This window comes from Bradyrhizobium sp. JR4.3, from assembly GCF_040547695.1.
In the GTDB taxonomy this organism is placed as follows: domain Bacteria; phylum Pseudomonadota; class Alphaproteobacteria; order Rhizobiales; family Xanthobacteraceae; genus Bradyrhizobium; species Bradyrhizobium canariense.
Genome location: NZ_JBEPQF010000002.1, coordinates 438,236 through 464,082, shown reverse-complemented (window position 1 = coordinate 464,082; position 25,847 = coordinate 438,236). Strand labels below are relative to the sequence as shown.

Genomic DNA, 25,847 nt, shown 5'->3' with positions numbered 1-25,847 from the left:
GTATGAACATGATCGTCACCCCCGCATCGCCCGCCACTCCGAACGGCACCACGCGTCCGCAGGTCCGCATCGTCATCGTCGGCCATGTCGACCACGGCAAGTCGACGCTGGTCGGCCGCCTCCTGCACGAGACCGGCAGCCTGCCCGACGGCAAGCTCGAGATGCTCAAGGCCGTCAGCGCGCGGCGCGGCATGCCGTTCGAATGGTCGTTCCTGCTCGACGCGCTCCAGACCGAGCGCGACCAGGGCATCACCATCGACACCACGCAGATCCGCTTCCGCACCAATTCGCGCGACATCGTGCTGATCGACGCACCTGGCCACGCTGAATTCCTGCGCAACATGATCACCGGCGCCTCGCAGGCCGACGGCGCAGTGCTGATCATCGATGCGCTCGAAGGCGTGCGTGACCAGACAAGGCGGCACGGCTATCTCCTGCATCTGCTCGGCGTGAAGCAGGTCGCTGTCGTCGTCAACAAGATGGACCGCGTCGACTTTTCAGCAGAGCGCTTCAAGGAGATCAGCGACGAGATCTCGGCGCATCTGCAAGGCCTCGGCGTGAAGCCCACGGCCGTGATCCCGATTTCCGCCCGTGACGGCGACGGCGTCGCCGAGCGCACCGACCGCATCGACTGGTACAAGGGTCCGACCGTGGTCGAGGCGCTCGACCGGCTCGAGCCGGCGCGGCCGCTGGAAGCGCTGGCGCTGCGCCTGCCGGTGCAGGCGATCTACAAATTCGACGATCGCCGCATTGTTGCGGGCCGGATCGAATCCGGCAGCCTGGTTGCCGGCGACGAAATCGTGATCATGCCGGCCGGCAAGATCGCCAGGATCAAGACGGTCGAGAGCTGGCCGGTGACGCCGGTCGCAGACCGCCAGGGTGCGGGCCGCTCGGTCGGCATCACGCTCGACCGCGAATTGTTCCTCGAGCGCGGCGACATCATCGCGCATACGAACAGCGCGCCGCGCGAGACGCGACGGCTGCGCGCGCGAATCTTCTGGCTGCACGACAAGCCGCTGGCCAAGGGCGACCAGCTCCTGGTTCGCTGCGGGCCGAAGGAAAGCCGTGCCACTGTCGTCGCGATCGAGAAGGCGGTCGATCCCGGCGAGCTGTCGAGCGTCGAGAACAAGGCAATCGGCCGCAACCATGTCGGCGAGATCGACATTTCCCTTTCGAATCCGATTGCCACCGATCCCTACACGGAAAATCCCCGCACCGGCCGTCTCGTGATCGAGGTGTCCGGGCGCATCGCCGGCGGCGGTCTCGTGCTGTCGGTCGACGCCGGTCAGCGCGCTCTGCCCGTCGACATCGTGCCGGTGGAATCCGCGCTGCGGCCCGACGAGCGCTCCGCGCGCTATCGTCACAATGGCGCCGTGGTCTGGCTCACCGGCCTGCCCGCCTCCGGCAAGTCGACTCTCGCAAAAGCGCTGGAGCGGCGGCTGTTCAGCAATGGCGGCTCGCCGATCCTGCTCGACGGCGATACGCTACGCGCCGGGCTCAACAGCGATCTCGGCTTCTCGGCCGCCGATCGCAGCGAGAACATCCGCCGTCTCGCCGAAGTCGCGACGCATCTCGCCCGCAACGGCCACATCGCCATTGTCGCCGCGGTCTCGCCCGCCCGCGAGGACCGCGCCACCGCGCGCCGCATCGCCGACACTTCGTTCCGCGAGATCCACGTCGCGACGCCTGCGGAAATTTGCGAGGAGCGCGATCCCAAGGGCCACTACAAAAAGGCCCGCGCCGGCACGCTCGCGTCGTTCACCGGCATCGGCAACGACTACGAGGCGCCGCAAGCCGCTGAGCTCGTGATCGACACCTCGACGCGGACGGTTGCCGAGGCGGCGGACGAGATCGAACGGATGCTCAAGACGACCGGCGTGCTGTTCGACGAACTCGTGGACCTCGCCGCGAATATTTGAGCCGGGCTGCTGCCCCGACCCGTGCTGTCGTCCTGGCGAAGGCCAGGACCCATACCGCGTGATTTATCGGTTGGGACGGCAGCAGTACCGGGACGAGTCTTCGCCTAACTCCTCCCTGGGGTAATGGGTCCTGGCTTTCGCCAGGACGACGCCGGGGAGAGATCGCGCCGAATGCTTCAGCAGCGGGCATCAAGGGCACGGCGCGTCCGCGCTCCCCACCTCGCCTTGACATTTTGACAACTTTTGGGGGCCTTCTCACGGCCCCGATTTTGGGGCTAATAAGACCCCGAAAGCCGCTCCTTGGAGCGCATTTTGCTGCTGTCGGGTCAAAAGCAGCCAAAAACAGCCATTTCCAACAAGAAAGCCCATCATGAAACGCGTCGACGCCCACGGATTGAAGATCGCTCCCGTCCTGTTCGATTTCATCGCCAAGGAAGCGGCCCCGAAAACCGGAATCGCGCCGGATGCGTTCTGGGCCGGGCTCGCCGCCATCATCAAGGAGCTGGGGCCGAAGAACCGCGCGTTGCTGGCGGTGCGCGACACGCTACAGGCCAAGATCGACGACTGGCACCGCGCCAACAAGGGCAAGGCGTTCGACCTCAACGCCTATACCACCTTCCTGAAGGAGATCGGCTATCTCGTCCCGGAGCCCGCGACGCAGAAGGTCGAGACCGCCAATGTGGACGAGGAGATCGGCACGATCTGCGGCCCGCAGCTCGTCGTGCCCCTGACCAACGCACGCTACGCGCTGAACGCGGCGAATGCGCGCTGGGGTTCGCTCTATGACGCCTTCTACGGCACCGACGCGATCCCGCACGATCCGTCCGAGAGCGGCAAGGGCTACAACAAGGCGCGCGGCGACAAGGTCATCGCAAAAGCAAAAGCGTTCCTCGATGCCGCCGTGCCGCTGGCGACCGGCAGCCATACCGATGTTACCGCCTATAGCGTGGTCGCGGGCCAACTCGCGGTGAAGCTGAAGAGCGGCAATGCCACGGCGCTGAAGAACGCCGCGCAATTCGCGGGCTTCCAGGGCGATGCGGCCGCACCGAGCGCGGTGCTGCTCGCCAACAACGGCCTGCATGTCGAGGTGAAGATCGACCGCAGCAGCGCGATCGGCAAGGAGGATCCGGCCGGCGTCGCGGACATGGTCATGGAGTCCGCGGTCTCCACGATTCTCGACATGGAAGACTCGGTCGCGGCCGTCGATGCCGAGGACAAGGTGCTGGTCTATCGCAACACGCTCGGCCTGATGAACGGCACGCTCTCGGCCGATTTCGAGAAGGGCGGCAAGACGCTGACGCGCTCGCTCAACGACGACCGCAGCTACAAGACGCCTGACGGCAAGGGCGAAGTGAAATTGCACGGTCGCAGCCTGCTCCTGATGCGCAATTGCGGTCACCACATGTTCACCGACGCGGTGCTGGACAAAAAGGGCGAGGAGATTCCGGAAGGCCTGCTCGACGCAGCCGTCTCCGGGCTTCTTGCTGTCCATGATCTGAAAGGCAACTCCAAGGTCAAGAACAGCCGCACGGGATCTGCCTATATCGTCAAGCCGAAGATGCACGGCCCCGACGAGGTGTCGCTGACCTGCGAGATCTTCGACCGCGTCGAGAAGATGCTGTCGCTGCCCGAGAACACGCTCAAGGTCGGCATCATGGATGAGGAGCGGCGCACCACCGTCAACCTCAAGGCCTGCATTCAGCGCGCCTCCAAGCGCATCATGTTCATCAACACCGGCTTCCTCGACCGCACCGGCGACGAGATCCACACCTCGATGGAGGCGGGTCCGATGATCCGCAAGAACGAGATGAAGGCGCAGCCCTGGATCAAGTCCTATGAGGACTGGAACGTCGATATGGGCCTGACCTGTGGCCTGCCCGGCCATGCCCAGATCGGCAAAGGCATGTGGGCCGCGCCGGACAAGATGGCGGACATGCTGGCGCAGAAGCTCGCCCATCCGCAGGCCGGTGCCACCACCGCCTGGGTGCCCTCGCCGACCGCCGCGACGCTGCACGCGCTGCACTACCACCAGGTCAACGTCACCGCGCGCCAGCAGGAGCTCGCCAAGGGCGGCCCACGCGCAAAGCTTTCCGACATCCTCACCATCCCGGTGTCGAAGTCGAACTGGGCGCCCGACGACGTTAAGCAGGAGATCGACAACAACTGCCAGGGCATCCTCGGTTACGTCGTGCGCTGGATCGACCAGGGCGTCGGCTGCTCCAAGGTGCCTGACATCCACGACGTCGGCTTGATGGAGGATCGTGCCACCTTGCGCATTTCCAGCCAGCACCTCGCCAACTGGCTGCACCAGGGCGTCATCACCGAAGCCCAGGTAATGGAATCGCTCAAGCGCATGGCGGTCGTGGTCGACAAGCAGAACGCGGGCGATCCCATCTACAAGCCGATGGCGCCCGGCTTCGACGGCACAGCCTTCAAGGCGGCTAGCGACCTCATCTTCAAGGGGCGCGAGCAGCCGAATGGCTACACCGAATACATCCTCACCGCCCGCCGCCGCGAGGCCAAAGGGGCGGGATAGGCCCGAATAGGCGAGCACCAAAAGCCCCGGCTCACGCCGGGGCTTTTTTGTTGGCGCAGCAGCCCGGATGGAGTGGAGCGTAATCCGAAGCCGCTATCGATTGGGGCAAGACCCGGATTGCGCTGCGCTCCATCCGGGCTACGAAAGCGCGGCTAGAACACGGCCAGATATTTCAGTAGCGACACGATGCCGATGATGATGACGACGACGCGCGCGATCTGCTTGGCGCGGCCGTCCATCGGCAGCATGTTGATGAGATAAAGTACGAGAATGACGACGAGAAAGGTGACGAGTACGCCGACCAGCATCGCTAGGACCCCCCTTTAGGCAAAATTGCTGACCCTCTCCTAACGCGCAACTCCCGGCTTGGTTCCATCGACGCAACCCTCTGCAACTTCTAGTAAATACGTACTTCTACGATCAGCCGGCCGGCCTAAAACTTTACCCTTTTCCTTTGAGATGCGGAAACCGTTTGGGCCGTGAGCCGCAAACGGCATGCGATTGCCTCGTCTTACGGGCCCCTTTTTCTGTTGTTGCCGGGGCGACTTCACGAACTTTGTATTGGGAATTGGGGGGACTTCGATGCTGAATCGTCTGACCGTATCCGCGCTGCTGAAGGCGGTGATCGCGATCACGTCGGTCTGCGTGGTGATCGTGCTCTCCCTTACCGCCTACGAGTCCTGGGATCGCCTGAAGACCGCCAATCGCATCTCGCAGATCGCCGACACGTCCGCCGATCTGTTCAAGGCGATGCACAATCTGCGCACCGACCGCTCGACCACGGTCCGCCTGCTGAACGCGACCGAGCCGATGGACGGCGAAATCGAGAAATATCTGCGCGCCCTGCGCGATGCCCAAATGCCCGCCATGGCGCGCGCGCTTGCGCTGCTGCCGGCCATGGACTTTCCGCAATCGGGCACTCTGGTACCGGAGCTCGCGCGCCTCTATAAGCTGCTGATCGAGGAGCAGAAGCAGTTCTGGGAGGATGTCGCCAAGCCGAAGGACCAGCGCCGCGCCAGCCTGCCCAAGGAATACATGGAAACGACGCAGGGCCTGCTCGACACGCTCGACAAGCTCTCGAACACGTTGGCCGCCACCGTCAATCACCTGGACGCCGCGATCGACCAGTTGCTGTCGATCAAACAGAACGCCTGGCTGCTCCGCAACACAGCAGGCGAAGCTTCGCTGATCGTCTCGACCGGGCTGGCCGCCGGCAAGATCACGCCGGAGGGCCGCTACGCCTATACCCAACATGTCGGCGGCACGAGCGCGATGTGGAAGGCGCTGGAGTTGTCGACGGCCGGCATGCAGTTGCCGGCGGGGCTCGCCTCCGCGATGGCCTCCGCCAAGACCTCCTATTTCGAGCCGCAGTATCTGGCCTTGCGCGACCGTCTCGCGGACGCGCTGGTCAAGGGTGAGAAGCCCGAGATGACGGCGAACCAATGGAGTCCGCTCACGGTCGGCCGGATGGCGAGCGCGGTCGCAGTGGCAGAAGGTGCGCTCGATGCTGCCAAGATCCACACGCAGGAGCAGCGCGGCGCCGCAGAGCGCGCACTGATCGTACAGCTTACGCTGCTGGCGCTCGCCGTGGGGCTTGCCGTCGGCGCGATCATGCTGGTCAGCCGCCGCGTCATCACTCCGCTCAACACCATCCGCGACGCCATGCTGAAGGTCGCCGGCGGCGACCTTGCCGTCGACAGCGGCTATCTCGATCGCAACGACGAGATCGGCGCGCTTGCCGGCGCGCTGGAGACCTTCAAGCAGCAGGCCAACGAGAAGCTCACGATCGAGGCGCAGGAGCGCGAACGCAATGCGGGCGCCTCCGCGCGCCAGCGCGCCGTCGAGACCTATGTCGGCGAGTTCGAGGGCGCGGTGCGCAAGACGCTCGGCGAGTTGAGCGAAGCCTCCGGCGAGATGCGCAAGACCTCGGGCGATCTCTCCGCGGTGTCGCGGCAGACCAACGACCGCGTGCAGGTCGCCGGCAAGGCCTCCAATGACGCCTCCATGAGCGTCGACAGCGTCGCCGCCGCAGCCGAGGAGCTGAGCGCCTCGATCAACGACATCAGCCAGCAGGCCGCGCATGCCGCGGGTATCGCCAGCCGCGCCGTGACCCAGGCACGCGAGACCGACGGCACGGTGCAGGGACTTCAGAAGTCGGCCGGTCGCATCGGCGAGGTCGTGGGCCTGATCAACACCATTGCGCAGCAGACCAATTTGCTCGCGCTCAACGCCACGATCGAGGCCGCCCGCGCCGGAGAAGCCGGGCGTGGCTTTGCCGTGGTCGCCTCCGAGGTGAAGTCGCTGGCGAGCCAGACGGCCAAGGCGACCGAGGAGATCTCCGAGCAGATCGCCGACATCCAGAAGGTCGCGGGCGACGCCATCAGCGCGATCCAGACCATCGGTGGCATCATCGGCGAAGTGAACGAGGTCGCGACCGCAATCGCTGCCGCCGTGCAGGAGCAGGGTGCGGCCACGCAAGAGATCACCCGCAGCACTCAGTTTGCGGCGCAGGGCACCAAGAACGTCTCGGACAACATCACCGGCGTCAAATCCGATGCTGACGCCGCTGCCGCCGCCGCTGACAACGTGAAGCATGCCTCCGAGATGCTGGAGAGCCAGAGCCGCCAGCTCGGCCATGAGGTCAGCGACTTCCTCGGCAAGATTCGCGCAGCGTAGGGTGGGTATCTAGATCCACACAGGCCTCGATGTCGTCCTGGCGAAAGCCAGGACCCATAACCACCGGCGTTCGCAATAGGCAGGCCGGTGGTTAGCGGTGTGGGGCAACATCGGCATTCGGGGTAATGGGTCCTGGCTTTCGCCAGGACGACATTGGAGGATGTTTACTCCTTCGCCACCACCGGCACTTGGCGGAATCTTGCGCGCACCGAATCCGGCAGCGGGGAGAAATTCATCGCGACACCGCGGCGGTCGTTGGCATTGCGGCTGGCGACCACCAGGCCGTCGGCGCCCGCGACGATGTCACCCTTGCGCAGGGTGGGATCGTCGTCGACCTTGACCTGAGCGAGCCCGACCGGATCCTTGCCGTTGCAGGTGCAGCCTGCGACAATCTCATTGCGATAGCGGAACGCGTTAGGCAGGTCGGAATAGGATTTCCCCTTCTCCGTCGTCGCGTCGTCGATGTTGCCGCCATGGACCAGCGAAGTCTCCGAGGCCGGGCAGAAGCTCTTGCAGGATTGCGCCTTGCTCTCGGAATCGTTTCCCTGCGCCGGGAAATAACGTCCGTCGCAGCCGCGCACGCAATAGGCCGTGCCGCCGCCATAGGACGCCCGCGGACGCGGCGTGTCGTAGCGTGGCGTGTCATCGGTCTGGAACGGCATGCGAATCTCGGGCGCCGGTCGCCCGCGGAAGCCGCCGAACAGCGCCGAGAAAAAGTCCTCCGCATGGGCCGATGGCGTCAGCGCGAGGCCGACGGAGGCAACGGCGACGAACGCCACCGCGCCACCGGCGAGTTTGCCGATCGAACGTCTCTTCATGTGACCTCACACGATCCTTAGTTCACGGCCGAATTCGAAACGTTCAGCGCCTGCCGGCCCGAGGGCAGCGCCGTCACGGCCGGGCGCTTGCGCACGGAATCGCTACCTTTCGCCATCAGCGGCGCGTTCTTCGGCAGCACGACGACCTTGGCGCCGACATTGACGCGGCCGAACAGGTCGGTGACGTCCTCATTGGTCATGCGGATGCAGCCGGACGAGACGAACTTGCCGATCGTGGTGGGATCGTTGGTGCCATGGATGCGGTATTCGCTCGACCCGAGATACATCGCACGCGCGCCGAGCGGATTGCCGGGGCCGCCAGCGACGAAGCGAGGCAGATAAGGTTGTCGCGCAATCATCTCAGCCGGCGGATGCCAGTCCGGCCATTCCGCCTTGCGGCTGACGCTCTGCACGCCCGACCAGGTAAAACCCTCGCGCCCGACGCCGACGCCATAACGGATGGCGCGGCCCTGGCCGAGCACGTAATAGAGATAAGTATTGTTGGTATCGATGACGATGGTACCGGCCGGCTCGCTGCGGTCGAAGCTGACAATCTGCCTGCGCAGGCGATCGGGCAGCGCGGCATCCTCGTCGGCGGCCTGCGCGTTCGGGCTTGCATAGCCCTGATTCGCATAGCCTTGGTTCGCATAGCCTTGGTTTGCATACCCTTGGCTCGCATAACCCTGCGAATAGCCCTGGTCCTGCGGGTAGGGCTGATGCGGATAGGTGTAGCCCAGCGTCTGTGCGCTTGCGGCGCCGAACGGCACTGCCAGCAAAGCGGTTGCGAACGCGAATGCGGTGATGCGGCGCGGCGATATGCGGCGTCGGACTGCAGAGAACTTCGTCATGTGCTGCCCCGTTGGATGCCTGCATCAGGGTGATGCGCTGGTTCGATCAACGCGGCCGAGCCGATACAAGTTCCGCTGCGGGATGCAGCAGCGACGTCACAGTCAAGCGAGCACCTCTTCACGAAGCCGCGATGGAACCCGCAGGGCGCTTGGACGTTCTCCCCTGATCACAGGCGCGAGGACCGAAGACTCCGTGCCGGAGAGGTATTGTGCGCGTCCTTCCCAGTGAACGTATAATTCCCGGCAACGGCGAAGGCACTCCGCTTCCCGAGAGCCGCGGCGAACTCCCCCCGGTGATCCGCCGCACAGAGCTCGTCGCCTTCTCGCTCGCCGGGCTGCTCCTCATCGCAATCGTCGCGGTACTCTATGTCGGTAAGGCGTTCTTCCTGCCTGTCGTGATGGCGTTCGTCACCGGCACGATGCTCTCGCCGGCAGCGACCTTTCTGGAGAACCGGAAAGTGCCGCGCGGGCTTGCCGCCGTCTTGATCGTGTTCGCGGTGACCGCCGTGGTTGGCTTCATCGTCGCGCTGATCGCCTCGCCGGCGATGGAATGGAGCTCGCGCCTGCCCGAACTCGGCGCCCAGCTGAAAGACAAGGTCCACGTGTTCGACCGGCCGCTGGCGCTGTGGCGAGAGCTGCAGACGATGCTCGGCGGCTCGGAGGGATTGCCGAGCTTCCAGATGCCGAAATTCGATTGGGTGCAGCCGACGATCGAATTCCTGTCACCGACCTTTACCGAATTCCTGCTGTTCTTCGTCACGCTGATCCTGTTCATCGCCAGCTGGCGGGACCTGCGACGGGCGATGATCATGACCTTCAGCGATCATGAGGCACGGCTGCGCACGCTTCGCATCCTCAACGAGATCGAGGTCCATCTCGGCAACTATCTTTTGACCGTGACTCTCATCAATGTCGGCGTCGGCGTCGCCGCCGGCGTCGTCTGCGCCCTCACCGGAATGCCCAATCCGGCTGGCCTCGGCGCGCTCGCGGCCACCCTCAATTTCATTCCGATCATCGGACCGGTGGCCATGTTCGCCATTCTGGTCGTGGTGGGACTGGTCACCTTCCCGACCGTCAGCGGCGGCCTGATGGCGGCGCTCGCCTTTGGCGGCATCACCTTCCTGGAGGGACATTTCGTCACGCCGACCATCATTGGCCGGCGGCTGGCGCTCAATGCGCTCGCGGTGCTGCTGGCGCTGGCGTTCTGGACTTGGCTGTGGGGCCCGATGGGCGCGTTCCTGTCGTCGCCGCTGCTGATCGTCGCCCTGATCCTGAAGGAGCATCTGCTGCCGCAGGATTCGCCGCAGCTCCCGCAGGACTGACCGGTTTCCGTGAACGGAACTTACCCGACGACGAAACGTTTCCCGGCTGTCTCAACCGTCAACAGCTCGGAGCCCCCGATGTCCACCACCAATGCCGAAGCCGGGATGAGAGACTGGACCGACAAAGCCACCCGAGAACGCCTCGAGAAGGATGTAGCAGCCGTGAAAAGCGATATCGCCGCCCTCACCGATCAGATCACCGACGCGCTCAATACTTTTGCCAACTCCTCCGGCAAGCAGGCCCGCCGCGGCTATCGCCAAGCGCGCGAAAACGTGGATTCCGCGATCGACGACATGTCGGAGCGCGGCAGCGCGATGATGGGCGCGGCACAGGAAGCCTACGGCTCGATCGAGGAGACGCTGGAGGACGCGATCAGCCAGCGGCCGCTCGCGACCGTCGGGCTCGCGCTCGGCATCGGCTTTCTGATCGGCGCGGCCTGGCGCCGCTGAGGTCGCGAATGGGTATCGAGACGGTGGCGCAGCGGCGCCGCCGGCGCCGGCTTGTGGGGATCTGAGGAGCAAGACCATGTTTCAGCGCATCATCGACGGGATCAGCGCATCCACCGGCAGCGCTGTGCGGCTGACCTCGCTGGCGGCAGGCGCGGCGTTCGCACTCTTCATCACCACGTGCTTCCTGTGCGCGGCGGCGTTCATCTCGGTGCTCGATAAATATGGTCCGGTGCAGGCCTGCCTTGCCGGTGCCGGCGTTTTCTTTCTCCTGACCCTGACCGCGGCGGTGAGCTATTGGGTCTACAAACGGCAGTTGCGCAAGCAAGCTTATGTCGCGGCAGAGCGCGCCACGAAGTCGGCGGCCTCGAGCATGCTCGCGGACCCCATGCTGCTCGCCACCGGTCTCCAGATCGTTCGCGCCATCGGGATCAAGCGGCTGTTGCCGATCCTGGCGATCGGCGGTGTCGCCCTCGGAATCATGGCGAGCCGCGCCGGCGTACCCGACGAGGCCTCGGCCGAACCTGCCGAGTAGCAGCTACGGCGGGTTAGAAAATTTCGTCAGAAGTCCCGCGAACGCATCTATCGAATCGGCACCAGTGGCCCCGCGCCGATTTTGCGCCGTTGCCTGCGCCATCACGCAAACGCTACTCGGATAGGCATGCGGTTGCCGCTAAAAGCAGCGCCCCTGATTCCAAAAAGCCATTTTTTCGATGAAACCGTCCGTCCAGGCGAACCTCGCCGCATTCCATCACGACCCTCGTCTCTATTTGACGCTCGGCATCGCCAACTGGTCGGTTTTCGTCGACCACATCCCGAACAACGTCGTCAATTTGCTGACGCTGCGCAATTTCGGCTTCAGCGGCGCCGCAGACTTGTTCGTGTTCGTGGTGGGCTATGGCGTCGCGATCATTCACGGCAGGATCGCACTGGAGCGCGGCTACGTCGTCGCGGCTACGCGCATCTTTCGCCGCGTCTGGCGGCTGTACGCCGCCTATGTCGTGCTGTTCGTGATCTATATCGACACCATCGCCTATGTCGCCTCGCAATCGAAGGCGCCCGAGATCATCCACGAATACAACATATCAGGAATTCTCGAGCACCCGCTGCGCATCCTGGTGCGTGGCCTCGTGCTCCAGGAGGAGCCGCTGAATCTCGACCTGTTACAGCTGATGATCCCGCTGATGGCCTTCTTTCCGTTCGCGCTGTGGGGCCTGTTGCGGCGTCCGAACCTGATGCTTGCGGCATCGGTCGCGCTGTACGTTGCGGCGCGCTGGTTCGACTGGAATTTCCGGGTCTATCCGGACCAGGAGTGGACCTTCAACCCGTTCTGCTGGCAGATGCTGATGGTGCTGGGCGGCTGGTTCGCCGTGACCGGTGCGTCGGGCCGCGCGCTGCATGGCCTGTCCTGGCTGCGCGTGCTTGCGGGCGCCTATCTCGTATTCGCAATGGCGATCACGCTGATGCGCCACTCGCCGGAGCTTGCCGCCTACTTGCCGAACATCGTGCTCGACAATATCACGCCGACCGACAAGGAAAACCTCGCACCCTATCGCGTGGTCCACTTCCTCGCGCTCGCTTTCCTCGCGACATATCTCGTCCCGGCCGATCATCCCGCCCTGCAATGGAGATCGCTACGGGCGGTCATCAGATGCGGCGAGGAATGGCTCGCGGTGTTCTGCGTCGGCGTGTTCCTGTCCCTCGCCGGCCATCTCGTCCTGATCACCGGCGCCAATCTGGTGGTGATGCAGATCGCCGTGAGTCTGGCCGGCTTCGCGGCGATGGCCGCGGTCGCATATTACATCGGCTGGTCGAAGCGGCAGGACCTGCCCGCGGCCTTGCGGCAGCAGGCCTAGCTCGACACCTTCCGATTCCGCTAGGCCGGCCGTCACGGCTGGGCTATGCGGAGCGGCAGCGGATTGCGCGAGGAGGCCGGCGTGGTGATGGCGAATGGCGGGAGTGAGGGAGCCGACAGCGCGCCCCGGCGCGGCCGGCCGAGGTCGATCGAGACCAGCAACGCCATTCTCCAAAGCGCCTATGCGCTGATGGCCACCACCGGCCTTGCCGCCACCACCATCGACGCAATCGCGCGCCACTCCAGCGTCTCCAAGATGACGATCTACAAATGGTGGCCGTCCCGCGAAGCCTTGCTGATCGACGCCTTCCTTCACCATGCCGCGCAGATGCTGCCGCTGCCGCCTGCAAGCTCGGGCAGCCCCGCCGCGCGCGCACGCCGCCATGCCGCGGCCTACGCCGAAGCGCTCCAGGGCGAGTTCGGCAAGGTCCAGCTCGCCGTCATCTCCGAATGCATCTCCAAGACCGGCTCGGCGGAGCTGTTCTACGCCCGCTACCTGCAATTCCGCCGCGACGCACTGATCGAGATGATCGCCGCAGGCCAGAACGACGGCAGCATTCTTGCGGAAGCGCCGCCCCAGGATCTCTACGACGCGATTTATGGCAGCCTGTTCTACCGCTACGTCTTCGGCATCGCGCCGATCACGCCGGCCTACGCGCGGACTCTGGTTGACCTCGTGCTGCGCCCGAAGAGTTAGGGCGTTTTCCGCGCCGGCCGGATCGGTGCTGATAGCTTGTCGGTGCGGTCGCGCTCGGTCATGTCCTCGACCGTCTCCATCGGCGCGGTCAGCTCGTAGACATAGGAGACGTCGGTGAAATAGCGCTTGGCGGTGCCGCCGAGCGCCTCGGGCGCGACGCGGTCGAGCAGGATCAGGCCGAAATCGGAATCCGGGCGGCGCGTCGCTTCGCTGGTGTTGAACTCCTCCCAGCGGAAATAGAAGACCTCGCCGGCCCCCTCGTTCGTCACCGTCCAATTGGCAGTGATGTGCGGATGCTTGCCGACCAGCGACAGGCCCTCGTCGGAGTGCGAGGCGAGCTCGAAGAACAGCAGCGACAGGCTCTGCGCCGCGCGCGCGCTGACTGCGATATCAGGACCGGTGACGGCGATGCGGTCGGCATGCGGGATGGCGCGCGCCTCGAACAGGCCCTTCAGCTTGACCCCCTGCCACTGGCTCTCGCTGAGCAGTGAGACGACGTTGGACATGGCGTGGATGCGGCCGATCAGGAGCTCGCGCGCGACATCGATGTCCGAGCCATGGCGCAGCGTGCGGGTCACGATCGACTGGATCACCGCCAGGATGTTTTTGACCCGGTGGTTGAGCTCGTCGATGACAGCAGTCAACCGGCGCTCGAAGCCGATTCTGACCTGGATTTCCCGGCTGAGCCGCAAATTGTTGTAGGCGACATAGCCGAACAGGCCGCACACCATCGCGGTGATCGCAAAGCCGATCGCCGCCACGATGATCGCAGTCTGCTCGGCGCGGCGCGCCGAATTGGTCTTGGCGTAATAGCCGAGCTGCCAGTCGCGACCACCGAAGCTCACCGTGCGCGTCGCCGACGGCGCCGGCCCCTCAGCCGCTGTCGTTCGGGCCGAGACCACGCCTTGATCGTTGGCGACGAGTTCGCCCCCCTCCCGGCGCGGATCCTTCAGTGCGACTGCGAACAACGACATGTCGTCGTTGGTCAGCATCAGGGAAGAGAGCTCGTAGGAAAATGTGATGAAGCCCGCCGGCTCCGTCGCGCCCTCGGGGATGACGGGAGCGGCCACAATGATGCCGATCGGCCCGCCGCTACGCAGGAGGGCAACCGGTTCTGAGGCAACCGATCTCTTCTCCACTCTGGCGCGCGCCAGCATGGCGCTGCGCACCTGATCCTGGTCGTAGCTGCGGCCGGGCAGCCCCTTGGTCTCGTTGCTGCGCGGCTCGAGATCCATCAGCACGTCGATCGGCTGGGTGACACCTGCGGGATCGATCGGCTTGTCGTCATAGGTGCGGATTCGCGGATTGGGGAAGCCGGCGCTCGCGATGGCGGCCTGTGCTGCGGCAAGTTCGTTCGGCTTCAGGCGGGCGACCCAGCCCGCCACCACGAAATCGGTCTTGAAGGCGTAGATGGCCGAGCGCAGCGGCTCGAGCATGTTTGGCTTGAGCACCGACGGCGCCCGGAACAGGCCGGAGGCAACCCGCGCGAGCAGTTCGCGCTCGGTGAGCCGGTCCTGGACGAGGCTCGCATGGACGTCGATCGCGCGCGCCAGCGCGATCCGGTCCAGCGCCAGCTCCTGGTCGTGGACGCGATAGGCCGCAAGCCCGGAGAGCAGGGCTCCGAGAAGAGCAATGAAGCCGATGATGAAACCCAGCCGGACCACGCGACTACTCAGGCGAAAGCAGGAGGTCGGCAATAAACACGGAGCATATGGACGCCGCTCGAACGGGCACGTGCCGAAACAGGGTGGACCCCAATGGCCGGGATAATGAAGGAGGAGACATCGGTACGCAACTTGGTCGCCTGAGAAGCTTAAATCGGCCCGCCGCTGGTCCGGCCGGGACGGATTTGCTCCGGGCACCGGAGGTAATCAATTGCCGTGACCGAAATTTGTTCCGTGGACACGGCTCTGCCTATGGCGTTAACGGGGGCAAACGCCTGCGTTAGGTGGTCGCGGCGGTCAGCCGGCCCGTTTCAAGCCGCCTTTGGCCTCGATGAAGCCGATGATGCGGTCCAGCCCCTGGCTCTTCTTCAGGTTGGTCATGACGAACGGCCGCTCGCCGCGCATGCGCCTGGCGTCCGTCTCCATCTTTTCCAGGGAGGCGCCGACATAGGGCGCCAGGTCGATCTTGTTGATGACAAGGAGGTCGGACCGGGTGATGCCGGGGCCGCCCTTGGACGGGATCTTGTCGCCCGCCGCCACGTCGATGACGTAAATGGTGAGATCGGCAAGCTCCGGGGAAAAAGTGGCAGCGAGGTTATCACCGCCGGATTCGATCAGCACGAGATCGAGCCCGGGAAACTTGGCGCGCATATCCGCTACCGCGGCGAGATTCATCGAGGCGTCCTCGCGGATCGCGGTGTGCGGGCAGCCGCCGGTCTCGACCCCGGCAATGCGATCCGGCGTCAGCGAGCCGGAGCGGACCAGGAATTCCGCATCCCATTTGGTGTAGATGTCGTTGGTGATCGCGGCGATGTCGTAGCGCTCGCGCATGGTCTTGCAGAGCAGGTCCATCAGCGCGGTCTTGCCCGATCCGACCGGACCGCCGATGCCGACACGCAAGGGGCCGTGAGATTTCGACATGCTCTCTCCTAACGTCGTCCCGGCGAAGGCCGGGACCCATAGCCACCGAACTCAGTTGATGTGGCGGGCTGTGGCCACATCCCTCCATCCCCACAAAGATTCGTGGTTATGGGTCCCGGCCTTCGCCGGGACGACAATCGAATAAGTCCCGAACAACTCAAGATCTGAACAGCCGCGTATATTGCGTCTCGTGCCGCAGGCTGGCGAGGTCGGCGCGAAACGTCGCGCCGCCGAGATCGTCCAACGTCGCATTCAGCGCACGACTTGCCGTCGCGGCAACCGCGGCTTCCAGCCTCACCAGCACGCGCTGGCTGTCGGTCTGGCCGAGCGGAATGAGCCGGCTGGCCGCGGAGATCCAGTTCGAGACCAGCGCATGCAGGAAGGCGTGCAACGTCGGCGCCAGCGGCACGCCGTGCATCGCGGCGACCACGCCAACAGCAACGGGATAGACCAGTGGCGTGCGGCATGCTGCAACCATGGTATCCAGCCCGTCGGCATCCCACGCGGCGCGGGCGATGTCGATGAAGGCACGGCCCTGCGATGTCGTCTCCAGCTGCCGCTCGCGCGACGGCACGAAGGCCGCGGCGAGCTCGGCGATATCGCTCAAGGTGTCGCCCTCGCCCGCTTCAGTGGCGCGATAGGCGTGGACCAGAAAAATCGCATCGCAGAAGCCCGAGCCATCCCGAAGCATCGCGTCGAGCCAGTCCGCCAGCGACGCGGTGTCGGTGATGTCGCCGGCCTCGACCGCCCATTCGATGCCGCTGGAGTAGGAAAAGCCGCCGACGGGAAATGCGGGCGACAGCCAGGTCATCAACCGGTACAGCGCCGCCGCCTCGCGCTCCGCGAGGTCGCGGGCCGCGACCGGCTCATTTGTGGTCATGAGCATGCTTGTGGCCATGGTGATGATCGGGGTGATCGCAATGCTCGTCGTGGTGATGGTGATCGTGACCGTCGCCGTGTGCAGCATGATCATGATGGTGGTCATGACCGTGATGATCAGGATGATCGTCGTGGCCATGATCGTGATGCGCGTGGTCGTCGTGTCCATGCGCATGACCGGCATCGGCATAGGCGCCGCCCTCGGGATCGAACGGCGCCTCGATCTCGATCACGCGCGCACCGAGGCCCTTCACCATGGCTTCGATGACGTGGTCGCGGCGGATGCGCAGGCCCTTGGCCATGATCTGCGTCGGCAGATGGCGATTGCCGAGATGCCAGCCGACGCGAATAAGGTGGTGCGGATCGTGGCCGCGAATCTCGAGCAACGGCTCGGGCGCGGCGACCACCTCGACCAGTCGGCCGTCCTCCAACACCAGTGCATCGCCGCCGCGCAGGGCGACGGCATTCTCCAGGTCGAGCAGGAACTCGAGCCCCCGCGTTCCCGTCATCGCCATCCGGCGGCGGTGTCGATCGTCGAAATCGAGCACGACCGTATCCGCCGGCGCTTCCGCGAAGCGGTGTTGTCCCCTGACCTGCGTCGCCCGGATCATGCGCTTTTACCCCGTTACCGTGTCTCGACCTTCTCGGGCGTGATCACTTCGATCTTCGGCGGCGCCGTAAAACACTTCACCGCAACGCGGCCGAACGTCTTCATGTGCTCCATGGCGCGATGCGGCACCAGTGCTTCGGCATTCTCCCACTGCTCGACGAACACCATCTTGGCGGGATCGGTGACGCTCTCATGCAGATCATAGGCGATATTGCCGGGCTCTTTCCGCGTCTCCTTGATGCAGGCGGTGGCAGCTGCAATGAATTCGGCGCGCGTTTCAGGCTTGATGGTCAAGGTGGCGACGACATAGATCACGAGAAATCCTCCCGGCTTTTCTTCTGGGCTTCAGATACCCGGCGGGACCTTAGACCAAGCGGGATCGAACGCAAAACCCGGAAAAGCTGCCCCCGGATATGCGACCAGGACATGTTCCTGAGACATGCGTTGAGGCGCTACTTCAGTACATGAAATATCGCTGCGCCATCGGCAGCACCTCGGCGGGGGCGCAGGTCAAAAGCTCGCCGTCGGCGCGGACCTCATAGGTCTCCGGATCGACCTCGATATTGGGCGTGGCGTCGTTGTGAATCATGCTCTTCTTCGAGATCCTGCCGCGGGTGTTCTGGACCGCATAGAGCTTCTTGTCGATGCCGAGCTTACGCGCGAGGCCGCCGGTGATCGCGGCCTTCGAGGTGAACACCACTGAGGATGCGGTTATCGCCTTGCCGAAGGCGCCGAACATCGGCTGATAATGCACCGGCTGCGGGGTCGGGATCGAGGCGTTGGGATCGCCCATGGGAGCGGCGACGATCATGCCGCCCTTGACGACGCAATCGGGCTTGACGCCGAAGAAGGCCGGCGACCACAGCACGAGATCGGCGAGCTTCCCCTTCTCCACCGAGCCGATCAGCTTCGAAACGCCATGGGCGATCGCGGGATTGATCGTGTATTTGGCGATGTAGCGCTTGACGCGGAAATTGTCGTTGTCCTTGCCCTTATCCTGCGGCAGCGAGCCGCGCTGCTTCTTCATCTTGTCGGCGGTCTGCCAGGTCCGGATGATGACCTCGCCGAGGCGGCCCATGGCCTGGGAGTCCGACGAGATCATCGAGAGCGCGCCGAGATCGTGCAGGATGTCCTCGGCCGCGATGGTCTCCTTGCGGATGCGGCTTTCCGCGAACGCCAGATCTTCCGCGATCGAGGGATCGAGGTGGTGGCACACCATCAGCATGTCCAGATGCTCGTCGATGGTGTTGCGCGTGAAGGGCCGCGTCGGGTTGGTCGAGGACGGCAGCACGTTCTTGAGCCCCGCGACCTTGATGATATCGGGGGCATGACCGCCGCCGGCGCCCTCGGTGTGGAAGGCGTGGATGGTGCGGCCCTTGAAGGCCTTGATGGTATCCTCGACGAAGCCGGATTCGTTCAACGTGTCGGTGTGGATCATCACCTGGATATCGTAGTCGTCGGCGACCGAGAGGCAGGTGTCGATCGCGGCCGGCGTCGTGCCCCAGTCCTCGTGCAGCTTCAGCGCACAGGCCCCGGCCTTGATCATCTCGACCAGCGCGGCGGGCCGCGAGGCGTTGCCCTTGCCAGAGATGCCGAGATTGACCGGGAAGGCGTCGAACGACTGGATCATCCGCCCCATGTGCCACGGCCCCGGCGTGCAGGTCGTGGCGAACGTGCCGTGCGAGGGCCCGGTGCCGCCCCCTAACATCGAGGTGACCCCAGACATCAGCGCGTGCTCGATCTGCTGCGGACAGATGAAGTGGATGTGGCTGTCGAAGCCGCCGGCGGTGAGGATCTTGCCTTCACCCGCGATTACGTCGGTGCCCGGGCCGATGATGATGGTGACACCCGGCTGGATGTCGGGATTGCCGGCCTTGCCGATGCCGGCGATCATGCCGTCCTTGATCGCGACGTCGGCCTTCACGATGCCCCAGTGATCGACGATCAGCGCATTGGTGATGACGGTGTCCGCCGCGCCCTGCTTGTTGGTGACCTGCGACTGACCCATGCCGTCGCGGATCACCTTGCCGCCGCCGAACTTCACCTCCTCGCCGTAGGTGGTGAAATCCTTCTCGACCTCGATGATGAGGTCGGTGTCGGCCAGCCGCACCTTGTCACCGGTGGTCGGGCCGAACATGTCGGCATAGACCGAACGCTTTATTTTGACGGACATCACAAGCCCCGTTTGCGTTTGAATTTTGGACCGGTGCTCACAGCGAGGTCCTCGCTGTGAGCACCGTATCGTCGAATGTCGTATCGAGCCAAGAGTTGCCGCCGCGGCAACCGGCGACAACCTGCTCGGCCCAGTCGGTGTAGTCGACGAGATCGTCACGTTCCTCGGCCGTCGGATCGGAATGCACGCGCGCGCCGATATTGCTGATCTTGTCGGCGATCTTGATCAGCCTGGCGCCAGCCGATTTCTTCGGTGCGTCGAGCACCTGACGCCGCCGCCGCTCCGGCTTAGGCAGGCTCATATCGTCGGTGCATTCCTCGACAAGCGACGCGACACGGTCGGAGAATTTTAGCGCGAGCTCCTCGCGCGTGGTGTCGGTGTCCTCGATCGCATCGTGCAGCCAGCCTGCGGCAACGAGTTCGGCGTCGGCGCCGTCGGTCGCGGTGGCAAGCAGGTTCGCGACCTCGGCGAGGTGGTTGATGTAGGGCTCATGACCACGGCCCTTGCGCGCCATGCCGTTGTGACGGCGCGCGGCGAGCTCGGCGGCTTCGGAGACGAGGCGGACAGGTGACAGCATGGCAAAGTCCTCCGTTTTCGCCTCAACCATGCCGCGCCACGCTCGTTCCTGTGGATTTCACAGCTTCCCCATCACGTCGCCGCGGAAGCCGTAAATGGTCTTCTTGCCGGCCACCGCGACGAGCTGAACGTCGCGGGTCTGGCCGGGCTCGAAGCGAACGGCGGTGCCGGCGGCGATGTCGAGGCGCATGCCGCGGGCTTTCTTGCGGTCGAACTTCAGCGCCGGGTTGGTCTCGAAGAAATGGTAGTGCGAGCCGACCTGGATCGGGCGGTCACCGGTGTTGGCGACCGTCAGCGTCACGGTCTTGCGGCCGGCATTGAGCTCGATCTCGCCGTCCTGGATGAAGAGTTCGCCGGGAATCATTCTATCCTCCTCGTCATTCCGGGGCCCGCGCAGCGAGAACCCGGAATCTCGATCAACAATCTCTGGATTCCGGGTTCGCCCTTCAGGCGCCCCGGAATGACGAATTCAATACTACCTGATCGGCTCGTGCACGGTGACGAGCTTAGTGCCGTCCGGAAAGGTCGCCTCGACCTGGATGTCGTGGATCATCTCGGGAATGCCCGGCATCACCTGGTCGCGCGTGAGGACCTGCGCACCCGCTTGCATCAGCTCGGCGACGGTGCGGCCATCCCGCGCGCCTTCGAGGATGAAATCGGAGATGAGCGCGATCGCCTCCGGATGGTTGAGCTTGACGCCGCGATCCAGCCGGCGGCGGGCTACGATCGCCGCCATCGAGATCAGAAGCTTGTCCTTTTCGCGCGGAGACAGGTTCATACGAAATCTCTTCCGTTCACTTCGTCAATTCAGCCAGAGCCGCGGCAGCGCCGCACCGGTGCGCACCAATACGGCCATCATGTCGCCACGCAGGCGCGCCGCATCTTGGGCACAGAACCGCGCCATTGCAAAGCCATTCCAGGCGGACATCCCGACCTCACCGGCGAAGGATTCCGAGGCCTCGCGGAGACGCTCGATCAGGGCCTCGTCGCCGGGCACGATCAGCGCCGTCCCGATCGCAGCGCCGCCCTTCGCCACCGCCGATCGCGCAAGCTTTGCGCCGATATTGCCGTCGAGCCTGACGGTCTCGGCGAACACTAGCTTGCCGCCGCGACGCAGTCGCCAGCGGTCGACGAACTCGCCCTGCTCCATCCGCTCACCCATCGCGGTACGGCCGAACACCACGATCTCGCACAGCAGGAGCGAGGCAGTCGCATCGAGGTCTATGTCGAAGCGACGGCGCACGCGCGCCCGGTCGAACAGGATCGTCTCCTGCGGCAGCCAGCCGAGATGTGCGCCTGCGGCAACCTTCAGCGCTATATTGAGCTCCGCCGCCTGCCCTGGCGCGCGATAGACCTTTTCCGCGGCCGCCGTCGTCAGCGTCAGCTTCGCACCATCTGCGGCCGCGATTTCGATGTCGAAGCGATCGCCGCCGGCGACGCCGCCGGCCGTGTTGACGAACACGCCGGAGAGCCCCTCGTCCTCCGGCGAAGGGAAGCGCACGCGCAGGGAGCCGGACTCATGCAAGATCCCGCGACGTGTCACACCGTCGCGCGCGTGGACGTCGAAGCGCACCGCTCCGCGGGCACGGTTGGCGTCGAACACCGAAGATGTCGCTAAAACGTCGCTGCGCATCCGCCTCCCCAGCCGGTCGCGGCAGAATGGCCTACAGCGCCATCTGGCGGCTGATTTCGCTCGCGTCGAGATTGGAGCGGTCGCAGGTGAACTTCACCGCGCCGCGATCCATCACCGCAAAACTGTCGCCGAGTTCGCAGGCAAAGTCGAGATATTGTTCGACCAGCACGATGGCGATGTTGCCGAGATTGCGCAGGTACGAGATGGCGCGGCCGATATCCTTGATGATCGAGGGCTGGATGCCCTCCGTCGGCTCGTCGAGCAGCAGCAGCTTTGGCCGCATCACCAGCGCACGCCCGATCGCGAGCTGTTGTTGCTGGCCGCCGGAGAGATCGCCGCCGCGCCGGCCGAGCATGGATTGCAGCACCGGGAACAGCGAATACACGTCGTCCGGAATGTGCTTGTCCTCGCGCCTGAGCGGGCCGAAGCCGGTCTTGAGATTCTCCTCGACCGTCAGAAGCGGGAATATCTCGCGCCCCTGCGGCACGAAGCCGATGCCCTTGCGCGCGCGCTCATAGGGCTTCAGGCCCGTAATATCGTTGCCGTCGAGCACGATCGCGCCCGATGAGATCGGGTACTGCCCGACCATGGCGCGCAAGAGCGAGGTCTTGCCGACGCCGTTGCGCCCGAGCACGCAGGTCACCTTGCCGGGCTCGGCCGCGATCGACACGCCGCGCAGTGCCTGCGCCGCGCCGTAGAACAGGTTGATGTCCTTGACCTCAAGCATCGCTCACCGCCCCAGATAGACTTCGATGACCCGCTCGTTGGACGAGACCTGGTCGATGGTGCCTTCGGCGAGCACGGTACCTTCGTGCAGGCAAGTGACCTTGACGCCGAGTTCGCGCACGAACGTCATGTCGTGCTCGACCACCATCACGGTGTGGGTCTTGTTGATTTCCTTGAGCAGCTCGGCGGTGAGATGCGTCTCGACGTCGGTCATGCCGGCGACCGGCTCGTCGACGAGGAGTAGTTTCGGATCTTGCGCCAGCAGCATGCCGATCTCGAGCCACTGCTTCTGGCCGTGGCTGAGGCTGCCGGCGAGACGGTTGCGGGCATCGGTAAGGCGGATCGTTTCCAGCACCTTGTCGATCTGCTCGGATTCCGCCCGGCTGCCGCGCCAGAACAGCGTAGCCTTGACGCTGTGGTCGACACTGAGCGCGAGCAGCAAATTGTCCTGCACGGTCTGGCTCTCGAACACGGTCGGCTTCTGGAATTTGCGGCCGATGCCGAGCTCGGCGATGCGGGTCTCGTCAAGCCGCGTCAGGTCCGTGACGCCGTCGAACAGCACGGTGCCTTCGTCGGGCTTGGTCTTGCCGGTGATGATGTCCATCATCGTGGTCTTACCGGCGCCGTTCGGGCCGATGATGGCGCGCATCTCGCCGGGCTCGAGCGTCAGCGAGAGGTTGTTAATGGCGTGGAAGCCGTCGAACGAGACGTGCACGCCGTCGAGATACAGCATTGCGGAGGTCGCGCGGGTGTCCATGACGTTCATTGCGCCTCCTCCGCCATTTTGGGTTCGGCGACGCCATCTTCGGCCGCGGCGCTCGCAATGGTCGCGGCGTCGCGCCTTTCCTTCGACGAGTCCCACCAGGCGTTGAAAGTGCCGACGATGCCCTTGGGCAGCAGCAGCGTCACCAGAATGAACATCGCACCCAGCATGAACAGCCAGTAGGGCGCGAGCATGCCGGAGGTGAAGAACGTCTTTGCGTAATTGACGACGACGGCACCGAGCGCAGCGCCGACCAGCGTACCGCGGCCGCCGACCGCAACCCAGATCACCGCCTCGATCGAATTGCCCGGCGCGAATTCGCTCGGGTTGATGATGCCGACCTGCGGCACATAGAGCGCGCCGGCGACGCCTGCCATGCAGGCCGACACCGTGAACACGAACAGCTTGTAGGATTCGACGCGGTAGCCGAGGAAGCGCGTGCGCGATTCGGCATCGCGCACCGCGATCAGCACCTTGCCGAGCTTGGACGAGACGATGGCGCGGCAGATCAGGAAGCCGGCGATCAGCGCCAGGCAGCTCAGCGCGAACAGCGCAGCACGGGTGCCTTCGGCCTGCACGTTGAAGCCCAAAATGTCCTTGAAGTCGGTCATGCCGTTGTTGCCGCCGAAGCCGAAATCGTTGCGGAAGAAGGCCAGCAGCAGTGCATAGGTCATCGCCTGCGTGATGATCGACAGATACACGCCCGTGACGCGGGAGCGGAAGGCGAGCCAGCCGAAGCAGAAGGCGAGCAGGCCCGGCACGATCAGCACCATCAGCGCGGCAAACCAGAACATGTCGAAGCCGTACCAGTACCAGGGCAGCTTCGAATAGTTCAGGAACACCATGAAGTCAGGCAGGATCGGGTTGCCGTAGACGCCGCGGCTGCCGATCTGCCGCATCAGGTACATGCCCATCGCGTAGCCACCGAGCGCGAAGAAAGCACCGTGGCCGAGCGAGAGGATGCCGCAATAGCCCCAGATCAGGTCGATCGAGAGCGCCAGGATGGCGTAGCAGACATATTTGCCCCAGAGCGCGACCAGATAGGTCGGCACTTGCAGGAACGAGCCGGCGGGCAGCAGAAGGTTGGAGAGCGGGATCAGGATGCCGCAGGCCACGACGACCGCAAGGAAGATCGTCGCGCCGCGGTCCAGCGATCGCGTCAGCATGTGAGGGGTCATGCTTCCACCGCACGGCCCTTGAGCGCGAACAGGCCGCGCGGCCGCTTTTGAATGAACAGGATGATGAGAACGAGGATGGCGATCTTGCCGAGCACGGCGCCGGCGACCGGCTCCAGGAATTTGTTGGCGATGCCGAGCGTGAAGGCGCCGACCAGCGTGCCCCAGAGATTGCCGACGCCTCCGAACACGACGACCATGAAGCTGTCGATGATGTAACTCTGGCCGAGATTGGGGCTGACATTGTCGATCTGCGACAGCGCCACGCCGGCGATGCCGGCAATGCCCGAGCCGAGGCCGAAGGTCAGCGCATCGACGCGCGAAGTGGCGATGCCCATCGAGGCCGCCATGCGGCGGTTCTGCGTCACCGCGCGCATCTCGAGGCCGAGTGCCGTGTAGCGCAGCATCGCGAGCAGAATGACGAACACCGCGAGCGTGAAGACAAGGATCCAGAGCCGGTTATAGGTAATCGTGATCTGGCCGAGCTCGAACGCGCCGCTCATCCAGGAGGGGTTGCCGACCTCGCGGTTGGTCGGGCCGAACATGGTGCGCACCGCCTGCTGCAGGACCAGCGACAAGCCCCACGTCGCCAGCAGCGTCTCCAGGGGACGGCCATAGAGAAAGCGGATGATGCTGCGCTCGATCACGACGCCGAGCGCGCCCGCCACCAGGAAGGCCAGCGGCACCGCGATCAGCAGCGAATAGTCGAACAGGCCGGGATAGCGGGTGCGGATCACCTCCTGCACCACGAAGGTGGTGTAGGCCCCGATCATCACCATCTCGCCATGGGCCATGTTGATGACGCCCATCACGCCGAACGTGATGGCAAGCCCGATCGCAGCAAGCAGCAGCACCGAACCGAGCGAGAGGCCGTACCAGGCATTCTGCACCATCGACCAGACCGCGAGCGAACTCTGGATCGAGCCGATTGCGCTCGCGGCAGCCTTGGTCACCGAGGCCGGCTGGTCGCCCATGCCGGTAAGCAGCGCCATCGCCTCCTGGTCGCCGCGCGCCTTGATGGTGGCAACGGCTTCGAGCTTCTCGACCTCGGTGGCATCAGGCTTGAACAACAGGATCGCCGCGCGGGCGTCGCCCAGCGCAGCTTTGACGGATCGGTTGGTTTCCTTGGCGAGCGCGCCATCGACGGCTTCGAGCGACGTCTCCTCATGCGACTTGAAGACGGATTGCGCGGCCTGCAGCCGCGCTCCGATGTCCGGTGACTGCAGCGTCAGGCTGCCGATCGCGGCATCGACGCTGCGGCGCAAGCGGTTGTTGAGGCGGACCGCGCTTGCACTGTCGGGCACGCTCGCCACAGCCAGGCCGGTCGCGGCATCGATCGACTTGCCGTCGGTGCCGGTGACGTAAACCTTCTTGCTATCCGGGTCGGCCATGAGTCGGCCGTCCTGGAGCGCGCTGATGATGGGGAAAGCCAGCTTGTTGCCGCTGCCCGCGACCACGCCGATCGCCTCTTCCGTGTCGGAATAATCGTCGTTGGCGAATTTGGCGACCGCATCCTCGAATGGGCCGGCCAAGGCCGGCAGTGCGAACGCGATCAGGAACAACGAGAGCAGGAGCGAACAGAGGCGGGCGGACAAATTGGCTGGCACTG

General features: G+C 64.7%; 25 protein-coding genes. 8 read left to right on the top strand and 17 right to left on the bottom strand.

The annotated features are described in order from the left end of the window. Nucleotides 1-2: 2 nt before the first annotated feature. Both cysC and ABIB91_RS05465 read left to right on the top strand, forming a co-directional pair. On the top strand, nt 3-1,919 hold the full coding sequence (cysC, locus tag ABIB91_RS05470; protein ID WP_354159426.1) for an adenylyl-sulfate kinase: 1,917 nt from the start codon (nt 3-5) through the stop codon (nt 1,917-1,919). A 370-nt stretch (nt 1,920-2,289) separates the two neighbouring features. Then, nucleotides 2,290-4,455, top strand: coding sequence for a malate synthase G (locus ABIB91_RS05465; protein ID WP_354159428.1), 2,166 nt, complete (start codon nt 2,290-2,292; stop codon nt 4,453-4,455). A gap of 152 nt (nt 4,456-4,607) precedes the next feature. Here ABIB91_RS05465 and ABIB91_RS05460 read toward each other — a convergent pair whose 3' ends face one another. Beyond that, nucleotides 4,608-4,763, bottom strand: coding sequence for a Thivi_2564 family membrane protein (locus tag ABIB91_RS05460; RefSeq protein ID WP_007599832.1), 156 nt, complete (start codon nt 4,761-4,763; stop codon nt 4,608-4,610). Between the two features lie 274 nt (nt 4,764-5,037). Here ABIB91_RS05460 and ABIB91_RS05455 point away from each other — a divergent pair, with 274 nt between their 5' ends. Continuing rightward, the gene (locus ABIB91_RS05455) at nt 5,038-7,131 is read left to right on the top strand and encodes a methyl-accepting chemotaxis protein (RefSeq protein ID WP_219682894.1); all 2,094 of its coding nucleotides are present in this window, start codon (nt 5,038-5,040) and stop codon (nt 7,129-7,131) included. A gap of 164 nt (nt 7,132-7,295) precedes the next feature. Here ABIB91_RS05455 and ABIB91_RS05450 read toward each other — a convergent pair whose 3' ends face one another. Both ABIB91_RS05450 and ABIB91_RS05445 read right to left on the bottom strand, forming a co-directional pair. After that, nucleotides 7,296-7,949: a DUF2865 domain-containing protein gene (locus ABIB91_RS05450; protein WP_354159431.1), complete on the bottom strand. Its 654-nt coding sequence runs from the start codon at nt 7,947-7,949 to the stop codon at nt 7,296-7,298. Nucleotides 7,950-7,966: 17 nt separating this feature from the next. Continuing rightward, nucleotides 7,967-8,797, bottom strand: coding sequence for a L,D-transpeptidase (locus tag ABIB91_RS05445; RefSeq protein WP_007599830.1), 831 nt, complete (start codon nt 8,795-8,797; stop codon nt 7,967-7,969). Between the two features lie 209 nt (nt 8,798-9,006). Between ABIB91_RS05445 and ABIB91_RS05440 the strand changes: the two genes are divergently transcribed. The 5 genes from ABIB91_RS05440 (at nt 9,007) to ABIB91_RS05420 (ending at nt 13,118) form a co-directional block, all read left to right on the top strand. Then, nucleotides 9,007-10,119, top strand: a complete 1,113-nt coding sequence (locus tag ABIB91_RS05440; RefSeq protein WP_354159433.1) for an AI-2E family transporter — start codon at nt 9,007-9,009, stop codon at nt 10,117-10,119. Between the two features lie 78 nt (nt 10,120-10,197). After that, the gene (locus ABIB91_RS05435; protein ID WP_007599824.1) at nt 10,198-10,569 is read left to right on the top strand and encodes an ElaB/YgaM/YqjD family protein; all 372 of its coding nucleotides are present in this window, start codon (nt 10,198-10,200) and stop codon (nt 10,567-10,569) included. 76 nt (nt 10,570-10,645) lie between these two features. Continuing rightward, nucleotides 10,646-11,101, top strand: a complete 456-nt coding sequence (locus ABIB91_RS05430; protein WP_354159435.1) for a hypothetical protein — start codon at nt 10,646-10,648, stop codon at nt 11,099-11,101. A 178-nt stretch (nt 11,102-11,279) separates the two neighbouring features. Continuing rightward, complete coding sequence (locus tag ABIB91_RS05425; RefSeq protein WP_354159437.1) at nt 11,280-12,422, top strand: OpgC domain-containing protein; 1,143 nt, start codon at nt 11,280-11,282, stop codon at nt 12,420-12,422. Between the two features lie 87 nt (nt 12,423-12,509). Beyond that, nucleotides 12,510-13,118: a TetR/AcrR family transcriptional regulator gene (locus tag ABIB91_RS05420; RefSeq protein WP_354159975.1), complete on the top strand. Its 609-nt coding sequence runs from the start codon at nt 12,510-12,512 to the stop codon at nt 13,116-13,118. Here ABIB91_RS05420 and ABIB91_RS05415 read toward each other — a convergent pair. The 14 genes from ABIB91_RS05415 to urtB all read right to left on the bottom strand — a co-directional run bounded on the left by ABIB91_RS05415 (nt 13,115) and on the right by urtB (nt 25,845). Next, nucleotides 13,115-14,782, bottom strand: a complete 1,668-nt coding sequence (locus ABIB91_RS05415; protein WP_219682899.1) for a CHASE domain-containing protein — start codon at nt 14,780-14,782, stop codon at nt 13,115-13,117. The genes ABIB91_RS05420 and ABIB91_RS05415 overlap by 4 nt on opposite strands. Nucleotides 14,783-15,079: 297 nt before the next feature. Further along, the gene (gene ureG, locus ABIB91_RS05410; protein ID WP_354159439.1) at nt 15,080-15,703 is read right to left on the bottom strand and encodes an urease accessory protein UreG; all 624 of its coding nucleotides are present in this window, start codon (nt 15,701-15,703) and stop codon (nt 15,080-15,082) included. Between the two features lie 157 nt (nt 15,704-15,860). Further along, the gene (locus ABIB91_RS05405; protein WP_354159977.1) at nt 15,861-16,589 is read right to left on the bottom strand and encodes an urease accessory protein UreF; all 729 of its coding nucleotides are present in this window, start codon (nt 16,587-16,589) and stop codon (nt 15,861-15,863) included. After that, a complete protein-coding gene (gene ureE, locus ABIB91_RS05400; protein WP_354159441.1) occupies nt 16,570-17,193 on the bottom strand; it encodes an urease accessory protein UreE in 624 nt (207 codons plus the stop codon). Before ureE ends, ABIB91_RS05405 begins: the two co-directional genes overlap by 20 nt. 14 nt (nt 17,194-17,207) lie before the next feature. Continuing rightward, nucleotides 17,208-17,507 (bottom strand): putative quinol monooxygenase, encoded by a 300-nt coding sequence (locus ABIB91_RS05395; RefSeq protein ID WP_007599815.1) that lies wholly within the window; start codon nt 17,505-17,507, stop codon nt 17,208-17,210. A gap of 142 nt (nt 17,508-17,649) precedes the next feature. Continuing rightward, nucleotides 17,650-19,365 (bottom strand): urease subunit alpha, encoded by a 1,716-nt coding sequence (ureC, locus tag ABIB91_RS05390; RefSeq protein WP_007599814.1) that lies wholly within the window; start codon nt 19,363-19,365, stop codon nt 17,650-17,652. A gap of 37 nt (nt 19,366-19,402) precedes the next feature. After that, the gene (locus ABIB91_RS05385) at nt 19,403-19,942 is read right to left on the bottom strand and encodes an HD domain-containing protein (protein WP_354159443.1); all 540 of its coding nucleotides are present in this window, start codon (nt 19,940-19,942) and stop codon (nt 19,403-19,405) included. Nucleotides 19,943-19,999: 57 nt separating this feature from the next. After that, nucleotides 20,000-20,305, bottom strand: coding sequence for an urease subunit beta (locus tag ABIB91_RS05380; protein ID WP_007599812.1), 306 nt, complete (start codon nt 20,303-20,305; stop codon nt 20,000-20,002). A 111-nt stretch (nt 20,306-20,416) separates the two neighbouring features. Next, nucleotides 20,417-20,719: an urease subunit gamma gene (locus ABIB91_RS05375; protein WP_007599811.1), complete on the bottom strand. Its 303-nt coding sequence runs from the start codon at nt 20,717-20,719 to the stop codon at nt 20,417-20,419. Between the two features lie 24 nt (nt 20,720-20,743). Further along, entirely contained in the window at nt 20,744-21,574 is an 831-nt protein-coding gene (locus ABIB91_RS05370) for an urease accessory protein UreD (protein ID WP_354159445.1), read from the bottom strand. 31 nt (nt 21,575-21,605) lie between these two features. Beyond that, entirely contained in the window at nt 21,606-22,301 is a 696-nt protein-coding gene (gene urtE, locus ABIB91_RS05365; protein ID WP_007599806.1) for an urea ABC transporter ATP-binding subunit UrtE, read from the bottom strand. Between the two features lie 3 nt (nt 22,302-22,304). Further along, complete coding sequence (gene urtD, locus ABIB91_RS05360; RefSeq protein ID WP_354159447.1) at nt 22,305-23,066, bottom strand: urea ABC transporter ATP-binding protein UrtD; 762 nt, start codon at nt 23,064-23,066, stop codon at nt 22,305-22,307. Continuing rightward, a complete protein-coding gene (gene urtC, locus ABIB91_RS05355; protein WP_007599799.1) occupies nt 23,063-24,241 on the bottom strand; it encodes an urea ABC transporter permease subunit UrtC in 1,179 nt (392 codons plus the stop codon). Before urtC ends, urtD begins: the two co-directional genes overlap by 4 nt. Next, nucleotides 24,238-25,845 (bottom strand): urea ABC transporter permease subunit UrtB, encoded by a 1,608-nt coding sequence (urtB, locus tag ABIB91_RS05350; RefSeq protein ID WP_007599798.1) that lies wholly within the window; start codon nt 25,843-25,845, stop codon nt 24,238-24,240. Before urtB ends, urtC begins: the two co-directional genes overlap by 4 nt. Between the last annotated feature and the right edge of the window lie 2 nt (nt 25,846-25,847).

Coding starts and splice junctions, on each gene's coding strand:
- ABIB91_RS05380 (WP_007599812.1), bottom strand. CDS start 20,305: ATGATTCCCGGCGAACTCTTCATCCAGGACGGCGAGATCGAGCTCAAT.
- ABIB91_RS05465 (WP_354159428.1), top strand. CDS start 2,290: ATGAAACGCGTCGACGCCCACGGATTGAAGATCGCTCCCGTCCTGTTC.
- ABIB91_RS05445 (WP_007599830.1), bottom strand. CDS start 8,797: ATGACGAAGTTCTCTGCAGTCCGACGCCGCATATCGCCGCGCCGCATC.
- urtD (WP_354159447.1), bottom strand. CDS start 23,066: ATGAACGTCATGGACACCCGCGCGACCTCCGCAATGCTGTATCTCGAC.
- cysC (WP_354159426.1), top strand. CDS start 3: ATGAACATGATCGTCACCCCCGCATCGCCCGCCACTCCGAACGGCACC.
- ABIB91_RS05455 (WP_219682894.1), top strand. CDS start 5,038: ATGCTGAATCGTCTGACCGTATCCGCGCTGCTGAAGGCGGTGATCGCG.
- ABIB91_RS05370 (WP_354159445.1), bottom strand. CDS start 21,574: ATGCGCAGCGACGTTTTAGCGACATCTTCGGTGTTCGACGCCAACCGT.
- ureG (WP_354159439.1), bottom strand. CDS start 15,703: ATGTCGAAATCTCACGGCCCCTTGCGTGTCGGCATCGGCGGTCCGGTC.
- urtE (WP_007599806.1), bottom strand. CDS start 22,301: ATGCTTGAGGTCAAGGACATCAACCTGTTCTACGGCGCGGCGCAGGCA.
- ABIB91_RS05435 (WP_007599824.1), top strand. CDS start 10,198: ATGTCCACCACCAATGCCGAAGCCGGGATGAGAGACTGGACCGACAAA.
- ABIB91_RS05420 (WP_354159975.1), top strand. CDS start 12,510: ATGGCGAATGGCGGGAGTGAGGGAGCCGACAGCGCGCCCCGGCGCGGC.
- ABIB91_RS05385 (WP_354159443.1), bottom strand. CDS start 19,942: ATGCTGTCACCTGTCCGCCTCGTCTCCGAAGCCGCCGAGCTCGCCGCG.
- ureC (WP_007599814.1), bottom strand. CDS start 19,365: ATGTCCGTCAAAATAAAGCGTTCGGTCTATGCCGACATGTTCGGCCCG.
- ABIB91_RS05430 (WP_354159435.1), top strand. CDS start 10,646: ATGTTTCAGCGCATCATCGACGGGATCAGCGCATCCACCGGCAGCGCT.
- ABIB91_RS05375 (WP_007599811.1), bottom strand. CDS start 20,719: ATGAACCTGTCTCCGCGCGAAAAGGACAAGCTTCTGATCTCGATGGCG.
- ABIB91_RS05450 (WP_354159431.1), bottom strand. CDS start 7,949: ATGAAGAGACGTTCGATCGGCAAACTCGCCGGTGGCGCGGTGGCGTTC.
- ureE (WP_354159441.1), bottom strand. CDS start 17,193: ATGATCCGGGCGACGCAGGTCAGGGGACAACACCGCTTCGCGGAAGCG.
- ABIB91_RS05425 (WP_354159437.1), top strand. CDS start 11,280: ATGAAACCGTCCGTCCAGGCGAACCTCGCCGCATTCCATCACGACCCT.
- ABIB91_RS05460 (WP_007599832.1), bottom strand. CDS start 4,763: ATGCTGGTCGGCGTACTCGTCACCTTTCTCGTCGTCATTCTCGTACTT.
- urtC (WP_007599799.1), bottom strand. CDS start 24,241: ATGACCCCTCACATGCTGACGCGATCGCTGGACCGCGGCGCGACGATC.
- ABIB91_RS05405 (WP_354159977.1), bottom strand. CDS start 16,589: ATGCTCATGACCACAAATGAGCCGGTCGCGGCCCGCGACCTCGCGGAG.